Annotated in this window: 18 protein-coding genes and 5 pseudogenes; 16 read left to right on the forward strand and 7 right to left on the reverse strand. The window is 70.0% G+C overall.

All coding sequences use genetic code 11. The annotated features are described in order from the left end of the window. The first annotated feature begins 177 nt into the window (after positions 1 to 177). On the forward strand, positions 178 to 1,959 hold the full coding sequence (locus tag AQJ27_RS36015) for a PucR family transcriptional regulator (protein ID WP_067378137.1): 1,782 nt from the start codon (positions 178 to 180) through the stop codon (positions 1,957 to 1,959). Positions 1,960 to 2,283: 324 nt separating this feature from the next. Here the strand turns inward: AQJ27_RS36015 and AQJ27_RS36020 are convergent, their stop codons facing one another. Then, positions 2,284 to 3,174 (reverse strand): LysR family transcriptional regulator, encoded by an 891-nt coding sequence (locus AQJ27_RS36020; RefSeq protein ID WP_067378140.1) that lies wholly within the window; start codon positions 3,172 to 3,174, stop codon positions 2,284 to 2,286. Positions 3,175 to 3,440: 266 nt separating this feature from the next. Between AQJ27_RS36020 and AQJ27_RS36025 the strand changes: the two genes are divergently transcribed. The 4 genes and pseudogenes from AQJ27_RS36025 (at position 3,441) to AQJ27_RS36040 (ending at position 7,249) form a co-directional block, all read left to right on the forward strand. Then, positions 3,441 to 4,628 (forward strand): MFS transporter, encoded by a 1,188-nt coding sequence (locus AQJ27_RS36025; protein WP_235613851.1) that lies wholly within the window; start codon positions 3,441 to 3,443, stop codon positions 4,626 to 4,628. 102 nt (positions 4,629 to 4,730) lie between these two features. Continuing rightward, positions 4,731 to 4,925: pseudogene (locus AQJ27_RS36030) on the forward strand (aldo/keto reductase); the annotation flags it as partial. Positions 4,926 to 5,349: 424 nt separating this feature from the next. After that, the gene (locus tag AQJ27_RS36035; RefSeq protein WP_067378149.1) at positions 5,350 to 5,799 is read left to right on the forward strand and encodes a DUF1931 family protein; all 450 of its coding nucleotides are present in this window, start codon (positions 5,350 to 5,352) and stop codon (positions 5,797 to 5,799) included. Positions 5,800 to 6,682: 883 nt separating this feature from the next. Then, positions 6,683 to 7,249 (forward strand): type 1 glutamine amidotransferase domain-containing protein, encoded by a 567-nt coding sequence (locus tag AQJ27_RS36040; RefSeq protein ID WP_067378152.1) that lies wholly within the window; start codon positions 6,683 to 6,685, stop codon positions 7,247 to 7,249. 127 nt (positions 7,250 to 7,376) lie between these two features. Here the strand turns inward: AQJ27_RS36040 and uvrA are convergent, their stop codons facing one another. Further along, entirely contained in the window at positions 7,377 to 9,845 is a 2,469-nt protein-coding gene (gene uvrA / locus AQJ27_RS36045) for an excinuclease ABC subunit UvrA (protein WP_067378155.1), read from the reverse strand. Between the two features lie 170 nt (positions 9,846 to 10,015). Then, positions 10,016 to 10,786: a transposase family protein gene (locus tag AQJ27_RS36050; RefSeq protein WP_067378157.1), complete on the reverse strand. Its 771-nt coding sequence runs from the start codon at positions 10,784 to 10,786 to the stop codon at positions 10,016 to 10,018. 71 nt (positions 10,787 to 10,857) lie between these two features. Between AQJ27_RS36050 and AQJ27_RS52870 the strand changes: the two genes are divergently transcribed. The 4 genes and pseudogenes from AQJ27_RS52870 to AQJ27_RS36070 all read left to right on the forward strand — a co-directional run bounded on the left by AQJ27_RS52870 (position 10,858) and on the right by AQJ27_RS36070 (position 16,591). Continuing rightward, complete coding sequence (locus AQJ27_RS52870; RefSeq protein ID WP_159064465.1) at positions 10,858 to 11,175, forward strand: hypothetical protein; 318 nt, start codon at positions 10,858 to 10,860, stop codon at positions 11,173 to 11,175. A gap of 288 nt (positions 11,176 to 11,463) precedes the next feature. After that, on the forward strand, positions 11,464 to 12,585 hold the full coding sequence (locus tag AQJ27_RS36060; protein WP_201264459.1) for a hypothetical protein: 1,122 nt from the start codon (positions 11,464 to 11,466) through the stop codon (positions 12,583 to 12,585). A gap of 421 nt (positions 12,586 to 13,006) precedes the next feature. Further along, positions 13,007 to 14,142: pseudogene (locus AQJ27_RS36065) on the forward strand (glutathione-independent formaldehyde dehydrogenase). 275 nt (positions 14,143 to 14,417) lie between these two features. Then, positions 14,418 to 16,591, forward strand: a pseudogene (locus AQJ27_RS36070) (FUSC family protein). Here AQJ27_RS36070 and AQJ27_RS36075 read toward each other — a convergent pair. From AQJ27_RS36075 to AQJ27_RS36095, 4 genes are all read right to left on the reverse strand, one after another. Next, positions 16,565 to 17,095 (reverse strand): phosphate-starvation-inducible PsiE family protein, encoded by a 531-nt coding sequence (locus AQJ27_RS36075; RefSeq protein WP_067378166.1) that lies wholly within the window; start codon positions 17,093 to 17,095, stop codon positions 16,565 to 16,567. The pseudogene AQJ27_RS36070 and the gene AQJ27_RS36075 overlap by 27 nt on opposite strands. A gap of 1,099 nt (positions 17,096 to 18,194) precedes the next feature. Further along, positions 18,195 to 18,632, reverse strand: coding sequence for a DUF2267 domain-containing protein (locus AQJ27_RS36085; RefSeq protein ID WP_096240389.1), 438 nt, complete (start codon positions 18,630 to 18,632; stop codon positions 18,195 to 18,197). 58 nt (positions 18,633 to 18,690) lie between these two features. After that, on the reverse strand, positions 18,691 to 19,086 hold the full coding sequence (locus AQJ27_RS36090) for a DUF2267 domain-containing protein (RefSeq protein ID WP_067378173.1): 396 nt from the start codon (positions 19,084 to 19,086) through the stop codon (positions 18,691 to 18,693). 97 nt (positions 19,087 to 19,183) lie between these two features. Then, positions 19,184 to 19,615, reverse strand: a complete 432-nt coding sequence (locus AQJ27_RS36095) for an Hsp20/alpha crystallin family protein (RefSeq protein ID WP_067378176.1) — start codon at positions 19,613 to 19,615, stop codon at positions 19,184 to 19,186. A gap of 129 nt (positions 19,616 to 19,744) precedes the next feature. Between AQJ27_RS36095 and AQJ27_RS36100 the strand changes: the two genes are divergently transcribed. The 7 genes and pseudogenes from AQJ27_RS36100 (at position 19,745) to AQJ27_RS36120 (ending at position 24,534) form a co-directional block, all read left to right on the forward strand. Continuing rightward, positions 19,745 to 20,398 (forward strand): type III effector protein, encoded by a 654-nt coding sequence (locus AQJ27_RS36100; protein WP_067378511.1) that lies wholly within the window; start codon positions 19,745 to 19,747, stop codon positions 20,396 to 20,398. Positions 20,399 to 21,022: 624 nt separating this feature from the next. Continuing rightward, positions 21,023 to 21,250, forward strand: coding sequence for a hypothetical protein (locus tag AQJ27_RS54985; RefSeq protein WP_096240458.1), 228 nt, complete (start codon positions 21,023 to 21,025; stop codon positions 21,248 to 21,250). A gap of 20 nt (positions 21,251 to 21,270) precedes the next feature. Further along, positions 21,271 to 21,609: a CDP-alcohol phosphatidyltransferase family protein gene (locus AQJ27_RS60545; protein ID WP_341866122.1), complete on the forward strand. Its 339-nt coding sequence runs from the start codon at positions 21,271 to 21,273 to the stop codon at positions 21,607 to 21,609. Positions 21,610 to 22,344: 735 nt separating this feature from the next. Then, positions 22,345 to 22,608 (forward strand): annotated as a pseudogene (locus tag AQJ27_RS36110) (preprotein translocase subunit SecY); the annotation flags it as partial. Then, positions 22,608 to 23,264, forward strand: coding sequence for an adenylate kinase (locus AQJ27_RS36115; protein WP_067378182.1), 657 nt, complete (start codon positions 22,608 to 22,610; stop codon positions 23,262 to 23,264). The pseudogene AQJ27_RS36110 and the gene AQJ27_RS36115, both read left to right, overlap by 1 nt. Before the next feature lie 135 nt (positions 23,265 to 23,399). After that, positions 23,400 to 23,567 (forward strand): annotated as a pseudogene (locus AQJ27_RS54990) (IS1380 family transposase); the annotation flags it as partial. A gap of 526 nt (positions 23,568 to 24,093) precedes the next feature. After that, positions 24,094 to 24,534 (forward strand): DUF6233 domain-containing protein, encoded by a 441-nt coding sequence (locus AQJ27_RS36120; protein WP_341866127.1) that lies wholly within the window; start codon positions 24,094 to 24,096, stop codon positions 24,532 to 24,534. The last annotated feature ends 64 nt before the right edge of the window (positions 24,535 to 24,598 follow it).

The raw sequence follows: 24,598 nt of genomic DNA on the forward strand, positions 1-24,598 counted from the left end.
CGAGCACTCCCCAGGGTGACGAACCGGGTGCCTCCACGCCTGCGCCTGGCGAGTCAGGAATGCACGGGTCCGGTCGCCCTGCGAGTACGAGAGGAAGAATCCGAACATCTCGGATGAGCCGGCCCGGGAGCGGGTACCACCGCTCGCCTGTAGGCTCGGGTAGAACGGAGTGATCCCATGGCCGGCAGCCGGGCGCACCAGCTGTACCGCCGCTGCTCCGACCGGGAGGGCAGCCTTCCGCGGGGCAGCAGTGGGCGGCACCCCACGGCCGCGCGGAGAGGGCCCCGGCCACCCGCTCCAACCCCGGCCGATCATGCCCTCCGCGAACTGATGGTGCTCTCCCGCGCCCTGTTCGACACCCCGGACGAAGGCGAGATCCTGCGCCTGGCCATGGACCACATAGCCGCCGCAGGGCCATACAGCGCCGAGGCCGGATACCTCAAGGTGGACGGCGACCTGGTCCCCAGCCCGAGGAACCGGCAGACGCATGCCTCGGCCGTGAACCGGAGGGTGCGGGAGCTGGCCGGGCAGGACGGCCCTGTGACCGTACCCGGCAGACCCTGGGGCCGGGCCCTGGGGCTACGCGGACTTGACAGACTCCACGGCTACCTCGTGGTGACGTCCCGCTCCCGGCCCACCGAGGCCGAGCGCTCCCTGCTCGCCACACTCGTCCGGCACACCGCTGCTGCGCTGTCAGTCGCCTTCGCATACCGACGCCAACGCGAGGACGCGCTTGAGCTGCACCGACTGAGGGACGAACGCACAACCCTCCAGCGGCAGCTGATCTCCGTCGTGGCCGAGCTGAAGTACCAGCGGGCCGTTCACGCGCTCATGGCCGACGTCACTGCCTCGAGCGGCGGCGAGGAAGCCATCACCCGCGCGCTGCACAGGCTCACTGGATTCCCCGCGCTGGTCGAGGACCGCTTCGGTCGGCTGAGGTCCTGGACCGGCCCCAGCCGCCCGGACCCCTATCCCGAGCCTGACCCCGTGCGCCAGGACGAAATGCTGCACGCCGTCGCCCGTCAGGCCGGGCCAGCGCGGATAAAGGACCGGCTGATCACCCTGGTCCGCCCGCACGGCGAGATCCTGGGCGTGCTCGCCCTGGTCGATGCCCGGGACGAGGCCGACGAGCACACCGTCCTCGCGCTGGAACACGCCGCCGCGTCGCTCGCCCCGGAGCTGGCGCACCTGCGCAATCTGGCCGAAGTGGAGCTGAGGCTGCACCGCGGGCTGGTCGACGACCTCCTGGCAGGGACGGACGGGGGGAGCGCCTACGCCCGGTCCGAGGCAGTCGGACACGACCTGCACCGCAGCCACTACATCGTCGTGGTGCAGTGGCCGAACCGGACTGCGGACGATTCCTTCGCGCAGACCGTGGGACGGGCGGCCTCCGCCGTGGGCATGCGCTCGCTGCTGACCCGGCGTTCCGACCACGTGGTCCTGGTCGCCGACGACAGGCCGCACGCCCGCGCGTTGTACGAGGCGCTCGCCCGGGAGACCGGGACACGGTCCGGGACGATCGGGGTGAGCGCCCCTTGCGACTCCCTGGACGACATCCCCCACCACTACCAGGAGGCGCAGCGCGCCCTGGAAGTACGCCGCCACTCCCGCGAGCACTACGGCACGACGTTCTTCGACGAGCTCGGCCTCTACCGCATCCTGGGGCCTGGCAACGATTACCGGGAACTGGAGACGTTCGTCCAGGAGTGGCTCGGGCAGCTCATCGACTACGACTCCCGGCACCACACGGCCATGGTGGAGACCCTGTCCCGGTACTTCGACTGCGGCGGCAACTACGACGAGACCGCGGACTCCCTAGCCATCCACCGCAGCACGCTGCGCTATCGGCTCCAGCGCATCCGCGACATCAGCGGCAACGACCTCGCGAACGTCGAGGACCGGCTGAACCTCCAGGTGGCGACCCGAGTGTGGAAGATCGTGCTGGGCGGCCCCGGCTGATGCCTCGCTAGAACCGTTGTGCGAGCGATGCCAGCGGCAGTTGGGCGGGCTGCCCTGTTACAGAGCTGCAGTGGGTGGGTGGCCCTTCCTCGGTTGATCAACGTCGCGCCAGAAGACGGGGGCCTTGGTTCATCACCGCCATCGCGATGATCGGCGGGGCCTTCGGCACCAGCCTCGAAGGGGCCGGGAAGGTGTCCGACGCCGCCTGTGGACCACGGCAGCCTGAGCGTCAGCGGATGCTGCGGCAGATGTCGCGGCCGGAGCGAGGCGAAGGCAGGGGGCCGGACACCACTGACGGGTGACGCCCGGGCCGCGACCCGGGCGTCACAGGGCGATGACGTGGAGGTCGACCAGGTCGAGCAGCGCCCGCAGGGCCGAGCTGGGCCGCCGGGTCGACGACGTGCCGAGATGCATGCTCCAGCGGAGCATGGTGCCGTGGACGTCCAGGACGTGCAGGCCGGGGGTGCGGGCAACGGCGAACGCGGGCAGGAAGGCGATGCCCAGACCGTGCCGGACCAGTGCCGCCCCCATGTCGATGTCGGGCACTTCCAGTGCCACCCGGCGTACGACGCCCGCCACCGCGAACGCCCGGTCGACCACCTCGCGGTTGCCGTAGCCCGGCGGGAAGTCCACGAAGGGCTCCCCCGCGAGGTCCGCAAGTGCCACCTTTCCCCGCTGCGCGAGCGGATGGGCGGTGCTCACCACCAGGACGAGCGGCACGGTGGCCAGCTCCCGTGCGTCGATCCCGGCGGGTTTGTGCTCGGGCAGCGACAGGAAGGCCACGTCCAGGTCCCCGCTGAGCAGTGCGTGCGCCAGTCCCGCCGACCCGGTCGTCGCCAGCCGTAGCCGGACGTCGATCGCCGGATGCCGCGCGTGCAGCTGCCCGAGGAGCGCAGGCAGGTCCACCACCTCGACCGAGGCCATGGCGCCCACGTTCACCGTGCCGCGCAGCGTGTCCTGTGCGGCACGCACGGCGTCCTGGGCCGCCTGGGCGGCGTGCAGGGTGGCCCGAGCCTCCGGCAGCAGCGCCGCGCCCGCCCCGGTGAGCCGGACCTGCTGCGACGTGCGCTCGAACAGCGAGCAGCCGAGCTCGCGCTCCAGGGAGCGGATCGCGGCGGACACCCCGGACTGCACCACGTGCAGCCGACGGGCGGCACGCGTGAAACTCAGCTCCTCGGCGACCGCGATGAAGTGCTCCAGCTGACGTAGCTCCACACGAGAAGTATCACTCGCATTGCTCGAGCCCAGCAAAAACATTCGTTGGCACTGATCCCGGCTGGTGAGGAGGATGGAAAGCGCCATCCACTTCCGCCCGAGGAGGGGTACCCCTGCCTGCCATTCCGACGCCGCTGAGCCGTCCCACAGCCGACGCTTCCGACGACCCGACCCACCGGATCCCAGCACCCGCTCCCGCCGACCTGCCGCCCCGCGCCCCCGCCCGGCGCCGTGCCTCGCACACGACCGGCTTTTGGTTCGTGGCGGTGGCCTTCACCGTGCTGATGGCCTTCGGCACCGCGCCGACCCCGCTGTGGCCGCTGTACGAGGCCCGGGACCACTTCGGCGCGACCACGGTCACGGTGGCGTACGCCTCGATGGTCGTGGGCGCAGCGGCCGCCTTCCTCGGACTGGGACACCTGTCGGACCGGCTCGGCCGGCGGCGCATCATCGTCCCGGCGCTGCTGGTCGGCATCGTCGCGTCGGTCGTACTGATCGCGTGGCGGGACCTGCCGGGGCTGATCGCGGGCAGGATCCTGAACGGTGTCGGACTGGGGCTGATGGCCTCGACCGCGACGACGTACCTGCACGACCTCCACCACGAGGCCCGTCCGGATCGGACGGGTTCGGTGCTGCCCGGCATCGTGGCCACCGCCGCCAACCTCGGCGGCCTGGCCTCAGGCCCCCTGGTCGCCGGAGCCGCCGCCGAGTGGCTTCCCACGCCCCTGATCACCACCCAGGCGATCTTCACGCTCGCTATGGCAGTGTGCCTGGTGCTGGTGCTGTCCACCCCGGAAACCGTGGACCTGGAGCTGCCCGCGGCCGAACCGCCCAGCAGGTTCGTCCTGCGCCCCGGCGGCCGACGGACGTTCGGCGCGGCCGGCGCGCTGGGCGCCTTCGCCTTCGCGATCCTCGGCCTGATCTCCTCCCTCGGGGCGAGCGTGCTCCACGGCACCCTGCACACCGACTCGCACCTCGTGGTCGGCCTGGCTGCCTTCCTCATGTTCGGTTCCGCGGCGGCCGCCCAGCTGGTGCTGGGCCGCCTCCCACTGCCCCGGCTCCTGACCGTGGGGGCAGTGGTCTTCCCGGTCGGCCTGGTCCTGTGCGCCGTCGCCCTCTACCACCCGGCGCTCTGGCTCTACCTGGTCGCCGTGTCCCTGTCGGGAGCCGGCTCCGGGCTGCTGTTCAAGGGAGGCGTCGAACGTGCCGTCTCAGTGGCCGAGCCCGCCTCACGCGCGGGGGTCCTCGCCGTGTTCTTCGTCGTCGCGTACCTGGGAATGGGCCTGCCCTCCGTCCTGTTCAGCATCGCCCTGCGGCACTTCGCCGTGCAGACCGCGATGATCGGCTTCGCGGCGGTCCTCTCCTGTGGCGCCGTCGTGTCGGTCGCCGTCGCGTTGCGCGACCGCGCACCCGGTCCCGGCACGCTCTCGGCGCAGTCCGCTCGCCCCTCCTGACCTCATCCCTGCGGCGCATGCGACACCGGTTGCCGAGGCGCGGACCTGGGCACTCGGTGCGGGCGCGCGTGACACGGATCCGCGGCAGACGGGAGGCACGAGATGTCTGCGGAATCGGCCAGAACGGTCGCACTCCCCTCCGGTGAGGAGATCGCGGCGCTCGGGCAGGGCACCTGGTACCTGGGCCAGGACCCGGCCCGGCGTGAACAGGAGATCGCCGCGCTGCGGCTGGGCGTGGACCTGGGCATGACCGTCGTCGACACGGCGGAGATGTACGGCGACGGCGCAGCCGAGGAATCACGCCTTCGTCCCAGCCGTCCTCGAGCTTCGGGTCCCAAGAGGCCGGCAGTCTGAAGAAGGACGGCTACCGCTGCCCACTCTTCAGCCCGGCCCCTGCGCCGGGCCCGGTCCTGTTCCAATCTCGGCGGGGTGCCCTAATACAGTCCCGCTTCCCCGAGCTGGTCGTGTCGTCCGGTCAGCAATTCTCGTTCGAGGCGTTGCAACGCCGTGCAGCCTCCTGCGGACGGACGGCCGTACGGCTGGCCGAGGGATGCCTGCGCACTTCATGCTGCTCTGCCAGGGGAAGCGGGGGTGCCCTTTTTCGGCCTGGGGTGCGGAGGCGCTCAGCAGGGGGCTGTGCGAATCTCGACCGGGTAACAGCCGATGGCGGCGCGGGCGGGAGCGAACGACGTCGTCCGTTCCCGGTGAGGAGGCGAGAGGCATGACCGTGATGGGTGTGTCGAAGTTCGAGAGGTTCTTCCGCGCCGCCGCAAGCCTCGACGTGGACAGGAACGACCTGAAGCGGTACGGCGACTTCGTCGACGCCAAGCTCTACGACCTCCTGGTCGTCGGCCAGGCGTCGGCCAAGGCCAACGGCAGGGACACCGTCGAACCGTGGGACCTGCCGATCACCAAGGGCCTCCAGGAGTGCATCCACCGGTTCCGGCGGCTCGACGAGGAGGTCGAGCTGAAGCCGATCCTGGAACAGCTCGCCACGCATCCTCCCCTCGACAGGACACCTACCCAGGAGGCCGAAGAGCGCTACCCCGAGATCATCGGCGGTCTCAGCGTCGCCCTCGCCGAGACGTTCAAAATCATGTATCCGGATGTGAAGAACCCGCAGACCAGTCACTGGGAGGGCGTGACCGCGGTGTTCGACCGGCTGCTGTAGCAGTCGCGCCCCGGTGCATGTCGCCGGACTGAACTGAGATGCCGGACGGGGGGCGGAAGGTGGAGACTGGGAACCTTCACCGAGGCCCGGGTCGCGCCGCAGGCGCTCGGGGATTCGCGATCGCGGTTTCAGCGCGGCTGGTCGCCTGGCCAGGAAAATCACACCCCCTTGCCTTCACGTAACGGCGTCTGACTCGGAAGGTCGCTTCGAGGGTCTGTCTCGTCCCGCGATGCTCTGACACGCCGAGGGAAGACTCATGAAGCTGTTGTCTACGGGGGATCGCGCGCCGTGAGCGTGAAGAATGTCCCCGATACGCATGTCGAAGGCCCAAGAAGGGCCTGACCGCGTTCTGTCTGACCACTCCCCACAAATCCGAGGATGGCCGACGCCGCCTACGGTTTCGCCGACGTGGGTCCCTACAACGGCGGGCGGGCCGAACTGCTGCGCGTTACCTGCGGCGACCACAACTGCCTGGTGTTGCCGGAAGAGGCAAGGGAGCGGCGAAAAGAGGCCAGGGAGCGGCGAACCGACTACGTGATGCTCTCCGGCATGTTCCCCACCGTCTGGCACGCCGCCGAGCTCGCCCGGCGGCCTGGTCCAGGTCGGGAAGGCCGAGCCGTCCTGGATCGTCTCCCACGAACTCATACTGGACAAGGCAGCAGACGGATACACGGATACCAGCACTTCGACGCCCGCGACGACGGCTGGACGAAGGTCGTCCCCACTCGGACGGCAGCTTTCACTGACCGCGCGCAGACAGTGCTCGGGGCACCTTCGGCCGGGCCTCGCAGTCCCCGGTCCGGAAAAGAGATGCGGACAGGCCCTGCCGGATGTCCCTACCGCTCGCGTCGTACAACCAGCGACTCGTGAAGGGAGCCGTCCCATGACACAGGAACTCCGGGGGATGCGGGTGGGGATTCTGGCCACCGACGGCGTCGAGCGCGTGGAACTTGACCAGCCGCGCGGTGCGTTGCAGGGCGCAGGGGCGAAGACCGAGATCGTCTCGCTCCACCCCGGCGAGATCCAGGCCCGCCAGTTCGACCTCAACGCGGCCGGAACCTTCCCCGTGGACCGCCTGGTCGCCGACACCTCCGTCGAGGACTACCACGCCCTGCTCCTGCCCGGCGGCACCATGAACCCTGACCAGCCGCGCATGGACCGCGACGCGATGCAGTTCGTCAAGGACTTCATGGCCAGCGGGAAACCGGTCGCATCGATCTGCCACGGCCCGTGGACCCTGGCGGAAGCCGACGCCGTGCGCGGCCGTCGCCTGACGTCCTGGCCCAGCATCCGCACCGACCTGCGCAACGCCGGCGCGGAGGTCGTGGCCGATCAGGAGGTGGTCGTCGACGGGCAGCTGGTCACCAGCCGCAGCCCGGCCGACCTGCCCGCCTCCTGCGCCGCCGTCGTGGAGCAGTTCGCCCGGGCGCACCACCCCATGCCCAGCTGACCCGGCGGAATGGGCCCAGACGGGGCACCTCGCGAGCGATATCCGCCACAAGCTGGAACGCATCATCGACGCGCGCGACCCTGCGCCCCGAACCCGGCTGACCGGTGCTCAGCCCCTCGCGCCGTCGTCATGAGCGCGCGAGCCGGGCCGCGAGATAGGGCGCGGTAACGCTGCGGCGGGCCCTCGCCACCTTGGCCGGCGGGCCCGCCGCGACCACCCGCCCGCCCGCGTCGCCGCCGCCCGGCCCGAGGTCGATGACCCAGTCGGCGGTGGCGATCGTGTCCAGGTCGTGCTCGACGAGGACGACCGTGTTGCCGGCGTCGACGAGCCGGTGCAGCTGTCGCAGGAGCAGCGCGATGTCCGAGGGGTGCAGCCCCGCCGTCGGCTCGTCGAGCAGGTAGAGCGCGTGACCGCGGCGGGCTCGCTGGAGTTCGGTGGCCAGTTTGATGCGTTGCGCCTCACCACCGCTGAGTTCCGTCGCGGGCTGCCCCAGCCGCAGGTACCCCAGTCCCACCTCGCGCAACGTCTCCAGACTGCGGGAGGCGGCCGGGACGGCGGACAGGAACTTGGCGGCGGCGTCGACGGACAGCTCCAGCACTTCCGCGATGTTCTTGTCGCGGTAGGTGACTTCCAGCGTTTCCGCGTTGTACCGGGCGCCCTGGCAGGTCGGGCACGGCGCGTAGGTGCCGGGCAGGAACAGCAGTTCGACCGCGACGAATCCTTCGCCCTGGCAGGTCTCGCACCGCCCTTCGGGCACGTTGAAGGAGAACCGCCCGGCCGAGTAGCCGCGCGCCCTGGCCTCGTCCGTCGCCGCGTACAGCTTGCGCACCGCGTCGAACATCCCCGTGTACGTGGCCAGGTTGGACCGGGGAGTTCGGCCGATGGGCCGTTGGTCGACCCGGACCAGCCGGTCGAACGACTCGACCCCCGACGCGTCCTGGACGTCGACCTCCAGCTGCGCCTCGTCGGGCTCCTCGGGTACGAGTCCGAGGTGGCCGCGGACGACCTCGGCGAGCACCTGCGTCACCAGCGTCGACTTTCCGGAACCGGACACGCCTGTCACCGCCGTCAGTACGCAGAGCGGTACGTCGACGGACACGTCGTGCAGATTGTGGCGGGAGACGCCGCTCAGGTGCAGCCAGCCGTGCGGTGTGCGCGGGCGGTGATCGAGCGGCTGGGCGCGCCCGAACAGGTACTGGCTCGTGGCCGACTCCCTGACCTGCTCAAGACCGGCGACCGGGCCGCTGTACAGCACGCGTCCGCCGCCCTCGCCCGCGCCGGGGCCGATGTCGACCACCCAGTCCGCCCGCCGTACGACGTCCATGTCGTGCTCCACGACGAACAGCGAGTTGCCCGCCGCCTTGAGGCGGTCCAGCACGTCCAGCAGCGGTTCCGCGTCAGCCGGGTGCAGGCCCGCGGAGGGTTCGTCGAGGACGTAGACGACGCCGAACAGCCCCGAGCGCAGCTGGGTGGCGATCCGCAGGCGCTGCGCCTCGCCGGGCGACAGGGTCGTCGAGCGGCGCCCGAGGCTGAGATATCCGAGGCCCAGGTCGAGCAGTACGTCGACCCGCGCGACCAGATCGCCGCAGATCCGGACCGCGACCTCGGTCGTCTCCCCGGATCGGGCGGTCGACGTGGTGGCGTCGGCCTCGGACCGCCCCGCGACGGGCCGCAGCAGCGCCACGACCTCGGTGAGCGGCATCGCGTTGATCTCGGCGATGGAACGTCCGGCGAAGGTCACGGCGAGCGCCTCGGGCCGTAGTCCGCTGCCGTGGCACTCGGGGCAGGGCACACTCCTGACGAACCGGAGCGCCCGTTCGCGCATCTTCTCGCTCTTGGAGTCGGCGAGGACGTGCATGACGTGCTTGCGGGCGCTCCAGAACTTGCCCTGGTAGCCGTAGTCGACGCGGTCCTCCTCCGGCTCGATGTACACGGAGGGCTGCTCGTCCGTGTACAGCAGCCAGTTACGGTCCTTCTTCCTGAGCCTGCGCCACGGCCGGTCGATGTCGATCCCCAGGCCGCTCACGACACTGCGCAGGTTGGCGCCCTGCCAGGCGCCCGGCCAGGCGGCGATCGCCCCCTCGCGGATGCTCAGCGAGGGGTCCGGGACGAGCAGGTCCTCGGCGACGTCGTGCACGACGCCCAGTCCGTGGCACTCCGGGCAGGCCCCGGCCGCGGTGTTGGGTGAGAACGACTCGGCCTCCAGCCGTGCGGCCCGGGGCGGATAGGTGCCGGCGCGGGAGTACAGCATGCGCAGCAGATTGGACAGCGTGGTGATGGTGCCGACCGTCGAGCGCGAGCTGGGCGACCCGCGTCGCTGCTGCAGGGCCACAGCCGGTGGCAGTCCGGTGATTTCCTGCACGTGCGGTGCGCCGACCTGTTGCAACAGCCTTCGGGCGTACGGTGCTACGGACTCGAAGTAGCGCCGCTGGGCCTCCGCGTAGAGCGTGCCGAACGCGAGCGAGGACTTGCCCGAACCGGAGACGCCGGTGAAGGCGACCATCGCGTCCCGCGGAACGTCGACATCGATGTTCCGCAGGTTGTTCTCACTGGCGCCCCGGACATGCACGAACGGGTCGGTCGCGTCCTTGTTCACCGTTCCTGATTACCTGATCGCACCGGGAACCGCGCGACAGGCGCCGTCACCGGGCCTGGCTCACACGAGCGTTCGGAGTATCCCGGATCCATTTTCGATACACGGCCTATAAAGGGTGTTGCACAAGGCTGTGTTTGGGCCGGTCGGAGTGTGTGAACACAGTCTTCTGGTCATGATGCGAGGGCCAGGTTGTGCATGTGAGCGACGGCTTGGACGGCGTGGTGGAGGCCGTCGCCGTGCTGTCGGCAGTCGCGGAGGATCTTATAGTTCTTCATGCGTCCGATCACATGCTCCACCCGGGCACGCATCTTGCGGTGGGCGGCGTTGTCCGCTTCTTCGCCTGCCAGTAGGGCCCGGCGCGGGCGTTTGCGGTGCGGCACGACCATCCCGCAGTTGAGGTAGGCGCCGTCACCCAGGACGGTCACGTCCTGGCGGTGCTGTGCCAGGTCCGAGGCGCGCCAGGCGTGGGCGTCGGCTGTGGTGCCTGGTGCCGGTCGGGCCGCTGCGATCACGAGGCGGGTGTCGGCGTCGACGATGACCTGCACGTTTGCCGAGAAACGGTAGTTGCGGCTGGACGCACCGACCTGCCCATCGCGGACTGGGATCAGGGTGCTGTCCACGATCCACAGCCGGTCCGCAGGGTCGGCCGGACGCGAGACGGGCTCGAGCGCCGGCAGCGGCCCGAGACATTGGATCACCCGGCACACGGTGGATGAGGACACTCCGAAAAGCGGTCCCAGTTGCCGCATCGTCAAGTTCGTCCGGTAGTACACCGCGACCAGCAGCACCCGCTCGGCCAACGGCAGGCTCCACGGCCGGCCCTGCATCGTGCCATTGCCACCGCGCTCCCGCACTGCCTTGAGCAGCCGCGAAAACTGCGTCAACCGCAGTCCTGTGAACGTCTCCACCCACACCTGTTCAGCACTCAACACCCCGGCAATACAAGGGAGATGCCCAGCTCAGAGGGTTGTGCAACACCCTTTATATAGCCCAGGCGGCGCACACTCCGCTGTTGGCGGATGCCGACAAGGTGGCGTTGCTGTTGGAGACCACCCTTCCCGGGGTCTTCGCCGCCGGCGGCGTAAGGGGCGGCTCGGTCAAACGGGTGGCGTCGGCGGCCGGTGAGGGTGCCGTGGCTATCCGCCTCGTGCACGAGCACCGGGAAAAGACGGGCAACCTGGACCGCACCGCGGGCCCCGAGGGCCCCGAGCGGTGGCGGGCCGTAGAGAGGCACTCGGCATCGTGCTGGTGTCGGACGAGGGGACGCAACGACTGCGGTGTGAGCAGGAACGCCGCAGTGACATGGCCGAGCAGGAACAGCGCGGCGTAGAGGCAGTGATGCCCATGAAGGTGATCACGGGGACGAGGTTGAACAGGAGGCGGGCCTGCTGCCGATCGATCTCGTCGTGGTGCCCGGGGTGGCGCGGAGCTGGTGTTCGCGGTGGCGCACGCAACCGTGGCCCGGTGGTGGAGCAGGCCCTGTGCGGGGAGGACGAGGAGACCTGACCGTACCGCCTGCACCTGCTGGCAGGGGCCAGCGTGTCACGCGGCGTCGGCGATACCTCGGGGGCATCCTGTGGGCACGGGCGATCGCGGGGGCAGCCGACGAGAAGGAGTCATGCGGGTGTCGTCTCAGGGCGTTACGGTCGTGGCTCTCCTGGCGGATCCGGACGCGCCCACGGAGATCGCGCAGCGCATGGCCCGGACACTTCCTGCTCGGCTCGCCGACAAGTCAGGCCAGGGACGACGGTTCGACGTCGAGGTGGTCAGTGAGCCCTTCACCGCAAGGACTGAGGACCCGCCCACCTTGATGCGCCGGATCATGGACCGTGGAAGAGCGGAGAGTTGGGACATCGTCGTGGCCCTCACCGACCTTCCGCTGCACTCACACGGGCGTAAGCTCGTTGTGGATCTGAGCCACGAACACGGTTTGGCCCTGCTGTCTCTTCCTCCGCTGGGGGGCTTGCGTCTGCAGACGAGAGCCCGGCGGGCCGTGGAAGAAGCCGTGCTCAGCTTGGCGGGCCCGCGGGCCACCGGGGCTGAGGGGCCTCCGCGGAGTCAGCCGCTTTTGGGGCCCTTCGTCAGTCGCCTCGCGCCTATTCACCCGGGCCAGGTCGGTGAGGAGGAGACCGCTGATCTTCGGTACGTCGTCAGCGGACCGCGCGGTTACCTGAGGGTGCTCGTCGGTATGGTCCGCGCCAACCGGCCGTGGCGCTTGGTGCCGGGCTTGTCGAAAGCCCTGGCGGCCGCACTCGCCACGGGAGCAGTCGCCACTGTGAACTCCACCATCTGGAACCTGGCCGAGTCCCTGAGCGCGCCACGCCTCGTGATCGCCACGGTCGGGTCCGTCGCGCTCATGATCGGCTGGCTGATCGTGGACGCGCAGCTGTGGCATCGATCAGCAGAGGTCTCGCGGGAGGCGAGGCAGAGGGCGAGGCTCTACAACGCCTCGACGGTCATGACCGTGGGTATCGGGGTGCTCGTCTGCTACGTGGGTTTGATCGTCATCAATTTGGTGTTGGCCCTGTTCATCCTCAACGACCAAGTGTTCGCCTCCACGACACGAACCCCGCTTCACGCCGCGGAATACTGGACGTTGTCCTGGTTCGTCGCTTCGGTCGCCACGGTGGGCGGGGCGCTGGGATCAGGTTTGGAGAGCGACGAGGCGATCCGGGCAGCCGCCTACTCCAAGCGCGAACAGGAGCGCCGCCGAATACTCCAAGACGACGACGGCGACTAGCTGGTGACCCGAGTCGGAGATTCGTTGGTGGCTGGTGGCTGGTGGCTGGTGGCTGGTGGCTGGTGGCTGGTGGCTGGTGGTCGTCGGTGGTTGCTGGTTGGTGGTTGGTGGTCGTCCGTGTACGAAGACTCCGCTGATCGACCGGTGCGTGGTTGTTTCGCGTCAAGGGCCGACGGGACTCGGAAGGCACGCCGCCGGAGCGTCGAAGCTCCGCCGGGCAGGCCCACGGCGGCACCGCCGTTCCACCTGAACCGGGTGAACGGCCCACAGAGGCATGCCGGAGCCATGGACCCCGTCGCACCAACTCCCGGGAGTCAGGCTCGGTACGCCGTCTCCATCGCACCCGTGCTGCGGTCATGCCGCGGCACCGAAGGAAGCGATCAGGAAAGCAGCGGTATATGAAGGCCCGCGAACGGTCACGGTGAAGGACGTACCGGACGCGAAGATCGAACACCCCTGCGACATCATCGTCAAGATCACCACTACCAACATCTGCGGTTCGGACCTGCACATGTACGAGGGCCGCACCTCGTTCGAGTCCGGCCGCACCCTGGGACACGAGAACATGGGCCAGGTCGTGGAGGTCGGCTCGGCCGTCCGCAAGGTCCAGGTCGGCGAGTATGTGGTCCTGCCCTTCAACATCGCCTGCGGCTTCTGCAAGCAGTGCGAGCGGCGTCTGACCAACTACTGCCTGACCATGCAGTCGGAACCGGCTCTCGCCGGAGCCGCCTACGGGTTCGCCGACATGGGCCCCTACCAGGGCGGCCAGGCAGAACTGCTGCGCGTGCCCTACGGCGACTTCAACGCGCTGCGTCTGGGTGAGGACGCCGCCGAGCGGCAGACCGACTACGTGATGCTCGCCGACATCTTCCCCACCGGCTATCACGCCACCGAGATGGCCCACGTCAAACCGGGCGACCAGACGATCGTCTTCGGGGCCGGCCCCGTCGGGCTGATGGCGGCCTACTCCGCCCTCCTCAAGGGCGCCGGGCGCGTCTGGGTGGTCGACCACCAGCCCGACCGGCTGCGCAAGGCGGAGGAGATCGGGGCCATCCCGATCAACACCGCCGAGCATAAGCCGGCGGAGGTCGTCAAGGAGGCCACCCTCGGTCTGGGCGCCTACAACGGCTGTGAGTGCGTCGGCTACCAGGCACATGACCCCGAGGGACATGAGGACGCCAGCCTCACGCTCAACGGACTGATCGACTCGGTCAGGTTCACGGGCGACATCGATGTGGTGGGCGTGTTCCTGCCCCAGGACCCTGGCGGCGCGGAGGCCCAGGGGGAACTGGAGGCGCAAGGCAAGGTCCCGATCGACTTCGGCATGATGTGGTTCAAGGGCCAACGCATGGCACCGGGCAGGCGCCGGTGAAGAGGTACAACCGGGCGCTGCGGGATCTGATCGCCGGCGGGAAGGCAAAGCCGAGCTTCGTCGTCTCCCACGAACTCAGCCTGGACGAGGCCCCCACCGCCTACGAGCACTTCGACGCCCGTGACGAGGGCTGGACCAAGGTGGTCCTGCATCCGAACGGACACGGGAACGGCCACAAGCGGTAGGCGACCCGGGGCCGCCGTCCCGCCCGTCCTCCGGCCGGGGCTGGGGGCAATGGCCCGCGCTCCGGTCGGACCTGAACCAACGGCGATTGCCCGCGCTCCGGCCCGGTAGGACGGACTGCGGACGCTCAGCAGTGTCCGCAGTGGCTGCACCCCGTCCAGCGGCTGCGGCCCCCGGCCTGTTCGCGGGGCGTGTGGGAGGCTTCCCTGCTCGACGGTTGCCGCACCTCAACCAGGCCGATGCGACCCGGCAGGGTGTTCCGGCTAGGCTCACACCCGTGACGTGGCTGCGGGCCTTCGGTGAGGTCGTGCGATCCGGGCTCACGATCGAGGAGACGCGGCTGGAGCCCCTGCTCGCGCTGCGCACGGCCGCTGGGGTGGCGATCGTCGTCGGGCCGGCGCTGTGGCTCGTCTCCCCTGCGTATGCCGCGTCCGCCGCCCTCGGTGCCTACTCCGCGGGTGGGGCCACCTTCCAGCGCACCTGGCGTCCACGCAAGGTGATCGCGCTCGGCGCGGGCGCGGGTCTGGCGCTCAGCACCTTCGTGGGCTACCTGGCCGCGGGGCGACTCGTGACGTTCCTCCCGCTGCTGGCCGTATGGGCCTTTGCCGCGGGAATGGCGTGGGCCGTCGGATCGACCGCTGGGATCGTCGCAGCGACGACGGTCGGCAGCATGCTGGTGACCATCACCCTGCCCACGAGCGTCGGGCGAGCGCTGGAGCACGCCGGGGTCATCGCGCTCGGGGGCGTGGTGCAGGCCGTGCTGATCTTGCTGTTCCCGATCCGCCGTTGGGGGGCGCATCGTGACGCGCTCGCCGACGCCCTGGCCGCCGTGGCGGACTACGCCCGCCGACTGCGGCACGACCCGGCGGCCCCGTTCGACCCGGAGCCGTTGATGACGGCCCGGGACGCGGCCGCCGTGACGCCGTCACAGGCCCGCACCCGTCCCCCCGTCCTGCACGGCCCCCGGGGACTCGCCGAGCGCATTCGGCCGGTCGTCGCCGCGCTCGCCGACCCGGACGTCGGCGCCCCGGCGGAGGGACCCGGGAGGGACCGCGCGCGGGAGTTGCTCGACGCGGCCGCCGACGTCCTGGATGCGGCCGCTCGTTCGATCCGCCGCGGCACTCCCGCCGAGGTGCGGCCCGGGAGCACGGACGTCCTGCGTGTCGACGAGGAGCACGAGGTGCTGGAGGGCCCTGCGCGGCAGGCCGCCGAGCGGCTCGTGGAACTGCTCGGCGAGGCGTTGGAGATCGCCGGGAGCGGCAGCGTCTCCGGGAGGACGCACACCCCGCCCGGCTCGACGAGCGCCCAGTTCCTGCTGCGCCCGACAATGTTCCGGCTGGTCCCGGTCGTCGTCCGGGCGGTCCGCCGTGAGCTCCGCCGGGACTCGCCCGTGTTCCGGCACGCCGTCCGCCTGGCGGCGGTGGCCACGCTCGGCTACCTGATCGCCGCCCGGCTACCCCTGGGCCACGGCTACTGGGCGCCCATCACCTCGGTGATGGTGATGCGGCCGGACTTCCACCGGACGTACGCGCGCGCGGTGGCCCGTCTCGCCGGGACCCTGGCGGGGGTCGCGCTCGCCACCGGGTTGGTGCGGGCCCTGGGCCCGGACGCCCATGTGTTCGGCGCGCTGGCGGTGGTCTCGGCGGGTCTGTCGTACACGCTGAACCGTACCGGCTACGCCTACTCCCAGTGCTTCACTGCCGCGTACGTCGTCTTCCTGCTCGGCATGGGCGGCCAGGCATGGGAGCAGACGGTCCCGGAGCGGGTGGTGCTCACCCTGCTCGGCGGGGCCCTGGCAATGCTGGCGTACGTGGTGTTCCCCGCATGGGAGACACCCCGGTTGCCGGGCCGGCTTGCGGACTGGCTCGCCGCCAACGGCCGCTACGCGGCCGCGGTGCTCCGCAGCTACGCCGAACCGACCCGGGAGCATCACGCCGACATGCGCAGGGCACTGCTGGCGAGCAGGGAGGCACGTGCCGCCTGGCAGGAGGCATACGACCGGGCAAGGCAGGAACCGGTGCGCCCCAGGGGTCTGACGTCGCGCGAGGCGCAGGAGGCGCAGGAGGCGCTCGAGGGGTTCGGCCGGGCGGCGATGCTCATGGAGAGCCACGTCCCGCGGGCCGACAGCCGTTTCGTCCCCGAGGCGGAGCGGTTCGCCGAGGCCCTGGAGGCGGACACCGCGCAGGCGGCAGTCGACTTGCGCGAGCACAGGAATCCGGACTGGGGGCGCGTGGAGGAGGCGCTCCACGCGTGGGAGGGCGCCGCCGGGGACCGGAGCCCGGTGGTGCGGCGCGGGGCGGAACTGCAGAAGCAAGCCTTGGAGGACCTCGCGACGGTCGTGAGCCGCACACCCCTGGAACGGGACGTCGGCTCCGCTCGCGAGGAGCAGCGGGTGCGGGCGGCCGCGGCGGCGGAAGGTACGGATCAGGACCCGCGCACCGGGGTGGGTGACGGCGACGGGGAGCGCTGCGCCTCCTGAAGCGGGAAGTAGTCTCCCGGCCGCGTGGAGCGCCGCCACACGTACATCGCTGTCGCCATCACGAGGATCAGCCCTGCCAGGATGAGCAGTTCGATCCCCTCGACGTTCCACCGGAAGGACTTCTCCGCCTCGGCCGTCACGATGAGCACCCTGCGGATGCCGGCAATCAGGCCGACGACGAGGAACGGCTCCGCGTCGAGGGTCTGGTTCCTGATGGTGAGGCGGACGGTGTGGAGCAGTTCGGCCACGATGAACAGCACAAGGCCGTTGTCCAGGGCGGAGAGAACGACCGTCTCCTCGCGGTACGGACCCTGGATCGACCTGATGACGTCGTGGACGACCCCGACGGTCAGGAGCCCCGCGAGCAGTACGAGGAGCGCCGCGACGACGAGGTGGATGCCGTCCTCGATGAGCTGCAGGAGGCCCTGTACCCGGCCGCCCTCGATCTTCGGGAGAGTGGGTCGCACAGTCAGCATGCTAGGGGTGCCCCGGTCCGCGGGCGCGTCGTGCTGCCGAACGGGTGGACGAACGGGTGGACGAGCGGATCCCTCCCTGTGGTGACAGCCTGGGGGAAGCGGCGAGGCACGACATCACCTAGACCTACCCGGCGGCAGGACGAGAGTGCATGAGGCAGCCCGACGCGGACACGAACGGCAGGAACCTGCGGTTCGTGCTGGTCGCCGACCCGGGCCTGCCCTCCGAGATGGCCCGGGACGTCGCCCCCCGCCTGCCGGAGGATCTGCGCCGCCGCATCGCCAGGGGCATCCGCCGGCAGGCGGACACCGTGACGGCGCCCCTGGTGGCGGACGAGCGGGTCGACGTGTCCGACGTGGCTGGCACCCGTCTGGCGGAAGGCGACCGGGACATCGGCGTCTTCCTCATCGGCCTGCCAAGCCCGCTGGAGCGCAACCCCGTCAGCACCGAGGTCGAACCCGAGCACTGTCGCACTGCCCGCCCTCGGCTCCGGGCGTCTGCGGCGCTGGGAGCGGCAGGTGGTGGTCGGCGACGTCAGGCAACAGGCCGAGCAGGACGAAGAGCCGCCGGCCCGTCGTCGTCCGTCCGGCAACCGGGGAGGACGGGGTCTCGCGTGGGTGGGCTGCGTGGACGCGCTCGATGCGCAGAGTCTGTGATTCGCGGATCGTGGGTGGTGTCGTTGGACCAGGTGCGTTCCCTGTCGAGTTCAGCGTGTTGAAGGCCGACCTTCACCGAACTCGCCCTGTGGTGGGAGATGGACGGCCGTTTCGTACCGGGCCGGCCGGATGAGGAGTGGGCGATCCTTGCGCGCGGTCATCCCTGGCCTGGTCGCTGACCGCGCGGTGGGGGCGCCGCGTCCTGGGCTGCCGCCGGCCCGGCAGCGTCACGTCCGCACCCGCCCCGCCCCCACCGCGTCCCAGCGGCGCGGGGTCAGCACGAGGCCCTGGTCCAGGGCGGACCCGGGCCTCGATCGACGGCCAGGAAGGGGGGGACGGGTATCTGCGGCCCCGGCGCCCGTGGCACGAGTCCCGTGGGGGTCTTTGCAACCCGTGTACGCGGCACCGTGACGAACGCGCCCGGCGCCGGATGGGCACGGTGCGCTCAGGCGGCGGGGGTGAGTTCGGCACGGCCGAACAGCAGCGCGAACCCGGAAGGGAGCTGGCGCAGGATGCGGGTGAGGAGGTCGGGGCCGGCCAGGGCGGCGATGGCGGCGAAGACGGCTCCGGTGTCCCAGTGGGTGGTGGCCAGGGAGGCTTCGGCGCGGGCGGCGAGGTCCTTGACGAAGGCCCAGCCGGTGAAGGGCTGGGTGTCGGGGATCTGAGCGATGAGGAGGCGTGCGGCTTCGAGGGGGAGACGGGCGGCGAGCTCGACGCGCTCGTCTCCCGTCAGCTGGCGCTCCAGTCCTGCGACGACCAGACGGATGGCCTCCTCGGCCCGCTCGCGGGTGGGGTAGGCGCCTTCGTAGCGGACCTTCTCCAGCATCTGCTCGTACGACATCGCGGGCACAGGCTGCAGCGGGACGCGCGGGTCGGGGAACACTTGCTGTGGTTGCCTTTCTGTCGGCGGGGTGGTGGTCACCGGGTGAGTGGGCGGGTGATCAGGCGGGCTGGGGGCGTCCGAAGAGGAGGTCGTAGCCTGCGGGGAGCTGGAGCAGGATCTGCCCCAGCAGGTCGTCACCGGCCGCATCGGCGGCGGTGGAGAGGACGGCGCTGACGTCCCAGGCCGCGGTCTGCTCGGTGGCCCCCTCGATCCAGGCCGCCGTCGCCCGAACGAACCGCTCCGGTGGCAGCGGCTCGGCGCTCTGCAGCGGGTTGAGGAGGATCAGGGCGAAGTCTTCCGGCAGGCGCGCCGCGAGCTGGGCGCGCACCTCGCCGACCAGGTGCGCCCCCAGCAGGGCGAGCACCACACGGGCCGCGCGTTCTGCTTCCTGCAGGCTGTCGTACTCACCGCGTTCCTTCACCCGGTCGAGGAACGCCTCGCGTCGCAGGTTCACCGCCGCCACCTTCTTCGGTCGATGGGGTGCGGAGGACGGGAGAGGGGGAGATCGGTGCCCCGTCCTCCGTCGTTGTTCGGCCTTTGTCGTCCTCGGGTCAGCCGGAGATCTCCCTGCGGCCGGATCCGCCGCCGATGGCGATCTTGCGGGGCTTGGCACGTTCCGCGATCGGGATCCGCAGGGTGAGCACGCCGGCGTCGTAGTCCGCCTCGATGTGCTCGGTGTCCAGCGTGTCGGCCAGCACGATCTGGCGGGAGAAGACACCCAGCGGCCGCTCCGACAGTTCCATCTGCACGTCGTCGGCCTTCGCCACGGGCCGGCGCTCGGCCTTGACGGTCAGCATGTTCCGCTCGACGTCGATGTCGATCGCGTCGGCGCTGACGCCGGGGATGTCGAAGGCCACCACGTACCGGTCGCCCTCGCGGTAGGCGTCCATCGGCATAGGGGACGGCCGCGACCAGGTGCCCGGGCTCATCAGCTGCTGCGCCAGCCGGTCCAGCTCACGGAAGGGGTCAGTGCGCATCAACATCGTGAAAACACCTCCAGCGGGTTCGGGCAGTTGCTGCCAATGCGCTGCACTGAAACCGTTGTAACATGTCATCCAATGGATGACAAACACGGTGTCGTCCAGTCGATGACAAGCTCGAGGGAGGTGCCCGTGACAGCAGCCGACCAGCCGGCCCCGTCCAGCGCCGACGGCCGAAGCCCGGCTTCGTTCCTCGCCGCCGCGGCGGCCCTGCACGCCATAGACGACGCCCTGCGCGCCGCCGGGCAGGAGACCTCCGACAACCCCGCCGCCAGCCCCGGTGCGGAGCAGGCCCTGGCTTCCCTGCTCCTGTTGCGGCAGGTCCGCGAGCAGCTCGCCGGATGGGAGACTGGCCTGATCGAAACGGCCCGGCACGCGGGAGCCAGCTGGGCCGACCTCGCCCACCCTCTCGGGGTCGCCAGCCGTCAGGCCGCTGAACGCCGCTACCTGCGAGGCCGGCCCGGCCCCGCCGGAACCACCGGCGAACAACGCGTCCAGGCCACCCGCGAACGCCGCGCCGCCGACCGCACCCAAGCCGAATGGGCCCGCCGCAACGCCGCCGACCTGCGCCGCGTCGCCGGCCAGATCACCGCCCTCACCGACCTCCCCACCGCCGCCCGTCATCCGCTCGACCAACTCCACGCGGCCCTCGCCCACAACGACCCCGCCGACCTCATCCACCCCCTCAACGCCGCCCGCCCCCACCTGACCACCACCCACCCCGACCTCGCCGCCCAACTCGACACCCTCACGGGTACCGCCACGGCCCCGCCCCCACCCGACTGACCGAACACCCGCGTCGGAGCGGGCGACCGTTCCGGCATCGGGTATCCCGCGTACTTCCTGGTCCTGGCACTGTGATCCTTATGCAGCCGCTGCCCACACCGTGTCCGCCCGGACTGGTCCCGGACGCCACCGACGTCGACGCCTTCAACGCCGCCTACCGGCGGGCCAAGCGGCAGCACCAGGTGTTCGTCGCCGTCGAGGAGCAGGGCCGGCGGTGGACGGTGAAGGCCGACACACTCACCGCGGGACACCGTCGTCGACAGCAAGTACGACGCGATCCGCGCGGCCGTCATCCGGCTCATCCGCTCCCACCAGATCCGCGCCGACTCCTCGGCCGGCCCGGTCTACTTCGTGCAGTACGACGTGGAGAGCGAGCAGCGGGCCCGTGACCTGGCCGCCGCGCTGCACTCCGCCCTGTACGGAGACCTCGATCCCCTGACGCGTGCTGTAGCCGAAACATCCTGACCACGGCGGGACCGGTCCAGCCCTGCCCCGGCACCGCAAGATCAATCTCGTCGACGGCCACGGCTCCATCGATCCACAGGACTGACCTCCTGGTGATGCTGGGCGGGGAGTACGGACCCCCTCCTGACTGCCCTGAGGAAAGGCTCCCTGTCCCCTCCTGTGGTCGCACGCTTCATCGGTCAGGCCGCCCACAGATCACTACGGCAAGCAGACAACCGCCTACGCGCCCTGACCGAGCTCACCCGCCTGCACGGTCTGTTGCTCGCCCCGGCCGCAGGCACACGCCCCGGGCGCCGCTGGGTGGCAACCAGTTGGGCCCTCGCCGTGACACACCTGGGCCTGCTGGAGCGGCGCGAACAGCTCACCGCGCTGACACCCTCACGCTGATCCGCGCCATCCTGCCGGCCTTGCCCGGCAGGGCGAGCCGCTGGTCCGGGCCGCTGGCGATCGTCCTCGACCTCGCCGGCGGCCGCCTGGCCCGCCGCCAGGGCGCCGTCTCCCCGTTCGGTGTCTACGCCGACACCTGGGCCGACACCGCGTACTGGACCTGGCTCACCCTGCGCCACGAACCCAGCCGCACCGTACGAACAGTGCCTGGGCGCTTCCCGTTGCCACCGGCACCGGCATCGCGGGCGGGTATCGGGAAGGCGGTGGTCCACCCTCGCCGGGGCTCAGTTCGCCCGCTCGGAGGCAGGCGAATCCGCTGTGAAGGGCTCCTGAACTCCGCTTTTACGGATGTGCGTTAGGTGCACTGTGGGCGTTGCGGGCGAAATCTTGACGCTGAAATGACGCTTGCGACACTCGATCTGATGGGTCGTCAGGCACCTTGCGTCGCTGGTCAGGCGGTCTGCTGGCTGCGTGGGGGCGGCAGGTTGCCGGGAATTTCGTGGTGCCAAGAGGTCTGCTCAGCCACATGTGTGGAGCACCCAGCAGGTCCCTCGTCTGCTGGTGATACACGTCATGCACGTTGCTGACCAGCATCGAGGCGCCGGGGCGGGCCGCTGGCACGGGGATGGTCCGGTTCTTGGTCCGTGAAAGGCGTCCGACGGGTGTATGCCGCCTACGTTGGAGGTACGGTCATGGATCCCCTTGTCGAGCTGGCCCGCGGAGAGCAGACCCCTGTCGCTCCGGCGTTCGCTGTTTGTTGGGCGCTTGGGACATCCTGGGAGCGGATACGCCCTTGAAGAATGCCGACGTATCCGCCTTCCGTTGCTGACTCTCATTTCCTCTGTCGGAAGCAGACGTTGTCGTCGATGACGGTGCGTGGTGATACGGGCAGCTTCCCTGGATGATCGAGGTCCAGCCCGCAGCGCCATGACCGGCACGATCAACCGCGGGTCGACCAGTCCGGAGGCGTTGTCCGGCACCGCCGCCGACAGCGACGCGCTGTGCACGCCCGGCCGGATCAGCGCGACATCACGGCGGTCAGCAACAGGAGATAGAGCACGATGTCGATGGCGGAGCGCCGGTCGCCCGAGGATGGTGGCTTCATCCCGGGCATCCGGGTTGGCCGGCCGACCGCTGAGTACCTCAGTTACGTGCTCAACCGGATCACCTGGCCGCGTCCGCTTTATCTGGGTCTGATCGCTCTCGTACCGACAATGGCGTTGGTGGGCTTCGGGGCAAGCCAGAACTTCCCGTTCGGCGGAACCGGCATCCTGATCATCGTGGGTGTCGGTCTCGAGACGGTGAAGCAGATCGAGAGCCAGCTCCAGCAGCGCAATTACGAAGGGTTCCTCCGCTGATGCGAATCGTCCTCGTCGGGCCGCCGGGCGCCGGTAAGGGAACGCAAGCCGTTCGCCTCGCTGAGAAGCTGCGCATCCCGCACATCTCCACGGGCGACCTGTTGCGAGCCAACATCAGCCAGCAGACCGAGCTGGGCAAGCTAGCGAAGTCCTACATGGACGCTGGCAACCTCGTCCCGGACGAGGTCACCATCGCCATGGTCAAGGACCGCATGGAGCAGCCGGACGCCGAGGGCGGCTTCTTGCTGGACGGCTTCCCGCGCAACGTGCAGCAGGCGGAGGCGCTGGACCAGCTCCTGGAGACCAAGGGCATCAAGCTGGACGCGGTCCTGGACCTGGAGGTCCCCGAGGACGAGGTCGTCAAGCGGATCGCCGGCCGGCGCATCTGCCGTAACGACTCCTCCCACGTGTTCCACGTGACGTACAGCCCGCCGAAGAAGGAGGGCGTGTGCGACGTCTGCGGCGGTGAGCTGTACCAGCGCGAAGACGACTCCGAGGAGACGGTACGTACGCGGCTGGAGGTCTACCACACGCAGACCGAGCCGATCATCGCCTACTACAAGGCGCAGGGCCTGGTCGTGACGATCTCCTCCCTGGGCCCCGTGGACAAGATCACGCAACGGGCCCTGAAAGCCCTCAAGCGCGACGACGCGTAGCTATTACGGGGTCCAAGACCTGGTATGACGCCAGGTCGCCTAGCAGTTGCTCCAAGCCAGCGATGGTGGTCGCACCGTCGCCACGGGTCCACGATCGTGGGGCCAACCTGAAGGTCCCTGCCCCGGCTTGGGACACCGGCCGTGGAACCCGACGGCGACATCCGCGACGGCGCCTGGGTCGCCGAACTCGCCGGAGACTGCCTGACCGGCTGGCCGAGGAGGATGCGACTGATCGTGCGCAAGGAACGGCCGCACCCTGGCGCCCAACTGCGCTTCACCGATGCCGACGGAATGCGGCTGACCTGTCGCCACCAACACCGCCGGCGAGGCGACCGCTGCCCTCGAACTGCACGCGGCCTTCACCTGCCTCAAGCCCCGCCAGTTGGTGACCTTCTCCGGGCTGACGGTCGGCTCCTACTTCGCATTCGCCGCCTTGCCGGGTGGCGGCGGTCGCCTCTTCGACCGGTTGCCAGCGAAGTCGGACCGGTGAGATGCAGCGACAGATCGCCGCGCGTGGCGTTGATCAAGTCATGAAGAAACTGATTGCAGTTACGGCGCTCAGCCTCGCTGCTCTTCTCGGCACGGTCGTTCCCGCTCAGGCGGACGACCCCCCTCCCGGAGGTGATAACGGTTCACCTTGGTCGACCTGCTCTCGCTTGAGTGGCAGCAGAGGTATCCGGCTCTAGCCTGACCACAGGTCCCAGGCGTCAACCTTGGCCAACACGAGGCCATGGTTGGCCGCCACAAGACACCCACCTCTTGGGCGCCGAGGGGCAGCCTACCCCCTAGGATCGAACAGGTGAACGATAACTCGCCGTCGCGTTTGGAGATGCTGCACTTCGCACGCCGCATCGCTGAACAGCAGCTCACCCAGATCGACCGGTGGATCGCTGCGGAAGAACGGCGGGAAGCGGAGCGTCAGCACGGCCTCGCGGCCCGCCCTCCCGCACCGGACTGGCTGATCGAGCACGGCCCGTCCGGCCAGGACTCGATGTACGTCCACACTGGCGACTGCTGGAACGCGGGGAAGCGCTCCAAAGGCGTCACGAGGGACACGGCGCTGCGCGCACTCACCGAGGGTGGTGCACCAGCCTGCCCGCCCTGCCGGCCGGACACCGCGCTCGGCATCCTGGAGGGCTTATTCAGGCGCTGCTCGGCTGCCGTGCACTCGCCTTCCGCGCGTCATGCTCTACAGGAGGGCGAGGATGCCTTCGATCTCCTCCTCGGAGACCTCGACCGGCTCGGGGAGCAGTTCGCAGTGAGCTGCTGACCTGCCGGAAGAGAGACTCGCTGCTCGTGGGGCCGCTCCGGGGGCGGCTGCTATGCCGGGGGAG

Source organism: Streptomyces olivochromogenes (assembly GCF_001514115.1).
Classification (GTDB): Bacteria; Actinomycetota; Actinomycetes; order Streptomycetales; family Streptomycetaceae; genus Streptomyces; species Streptomyces olivochromogenes.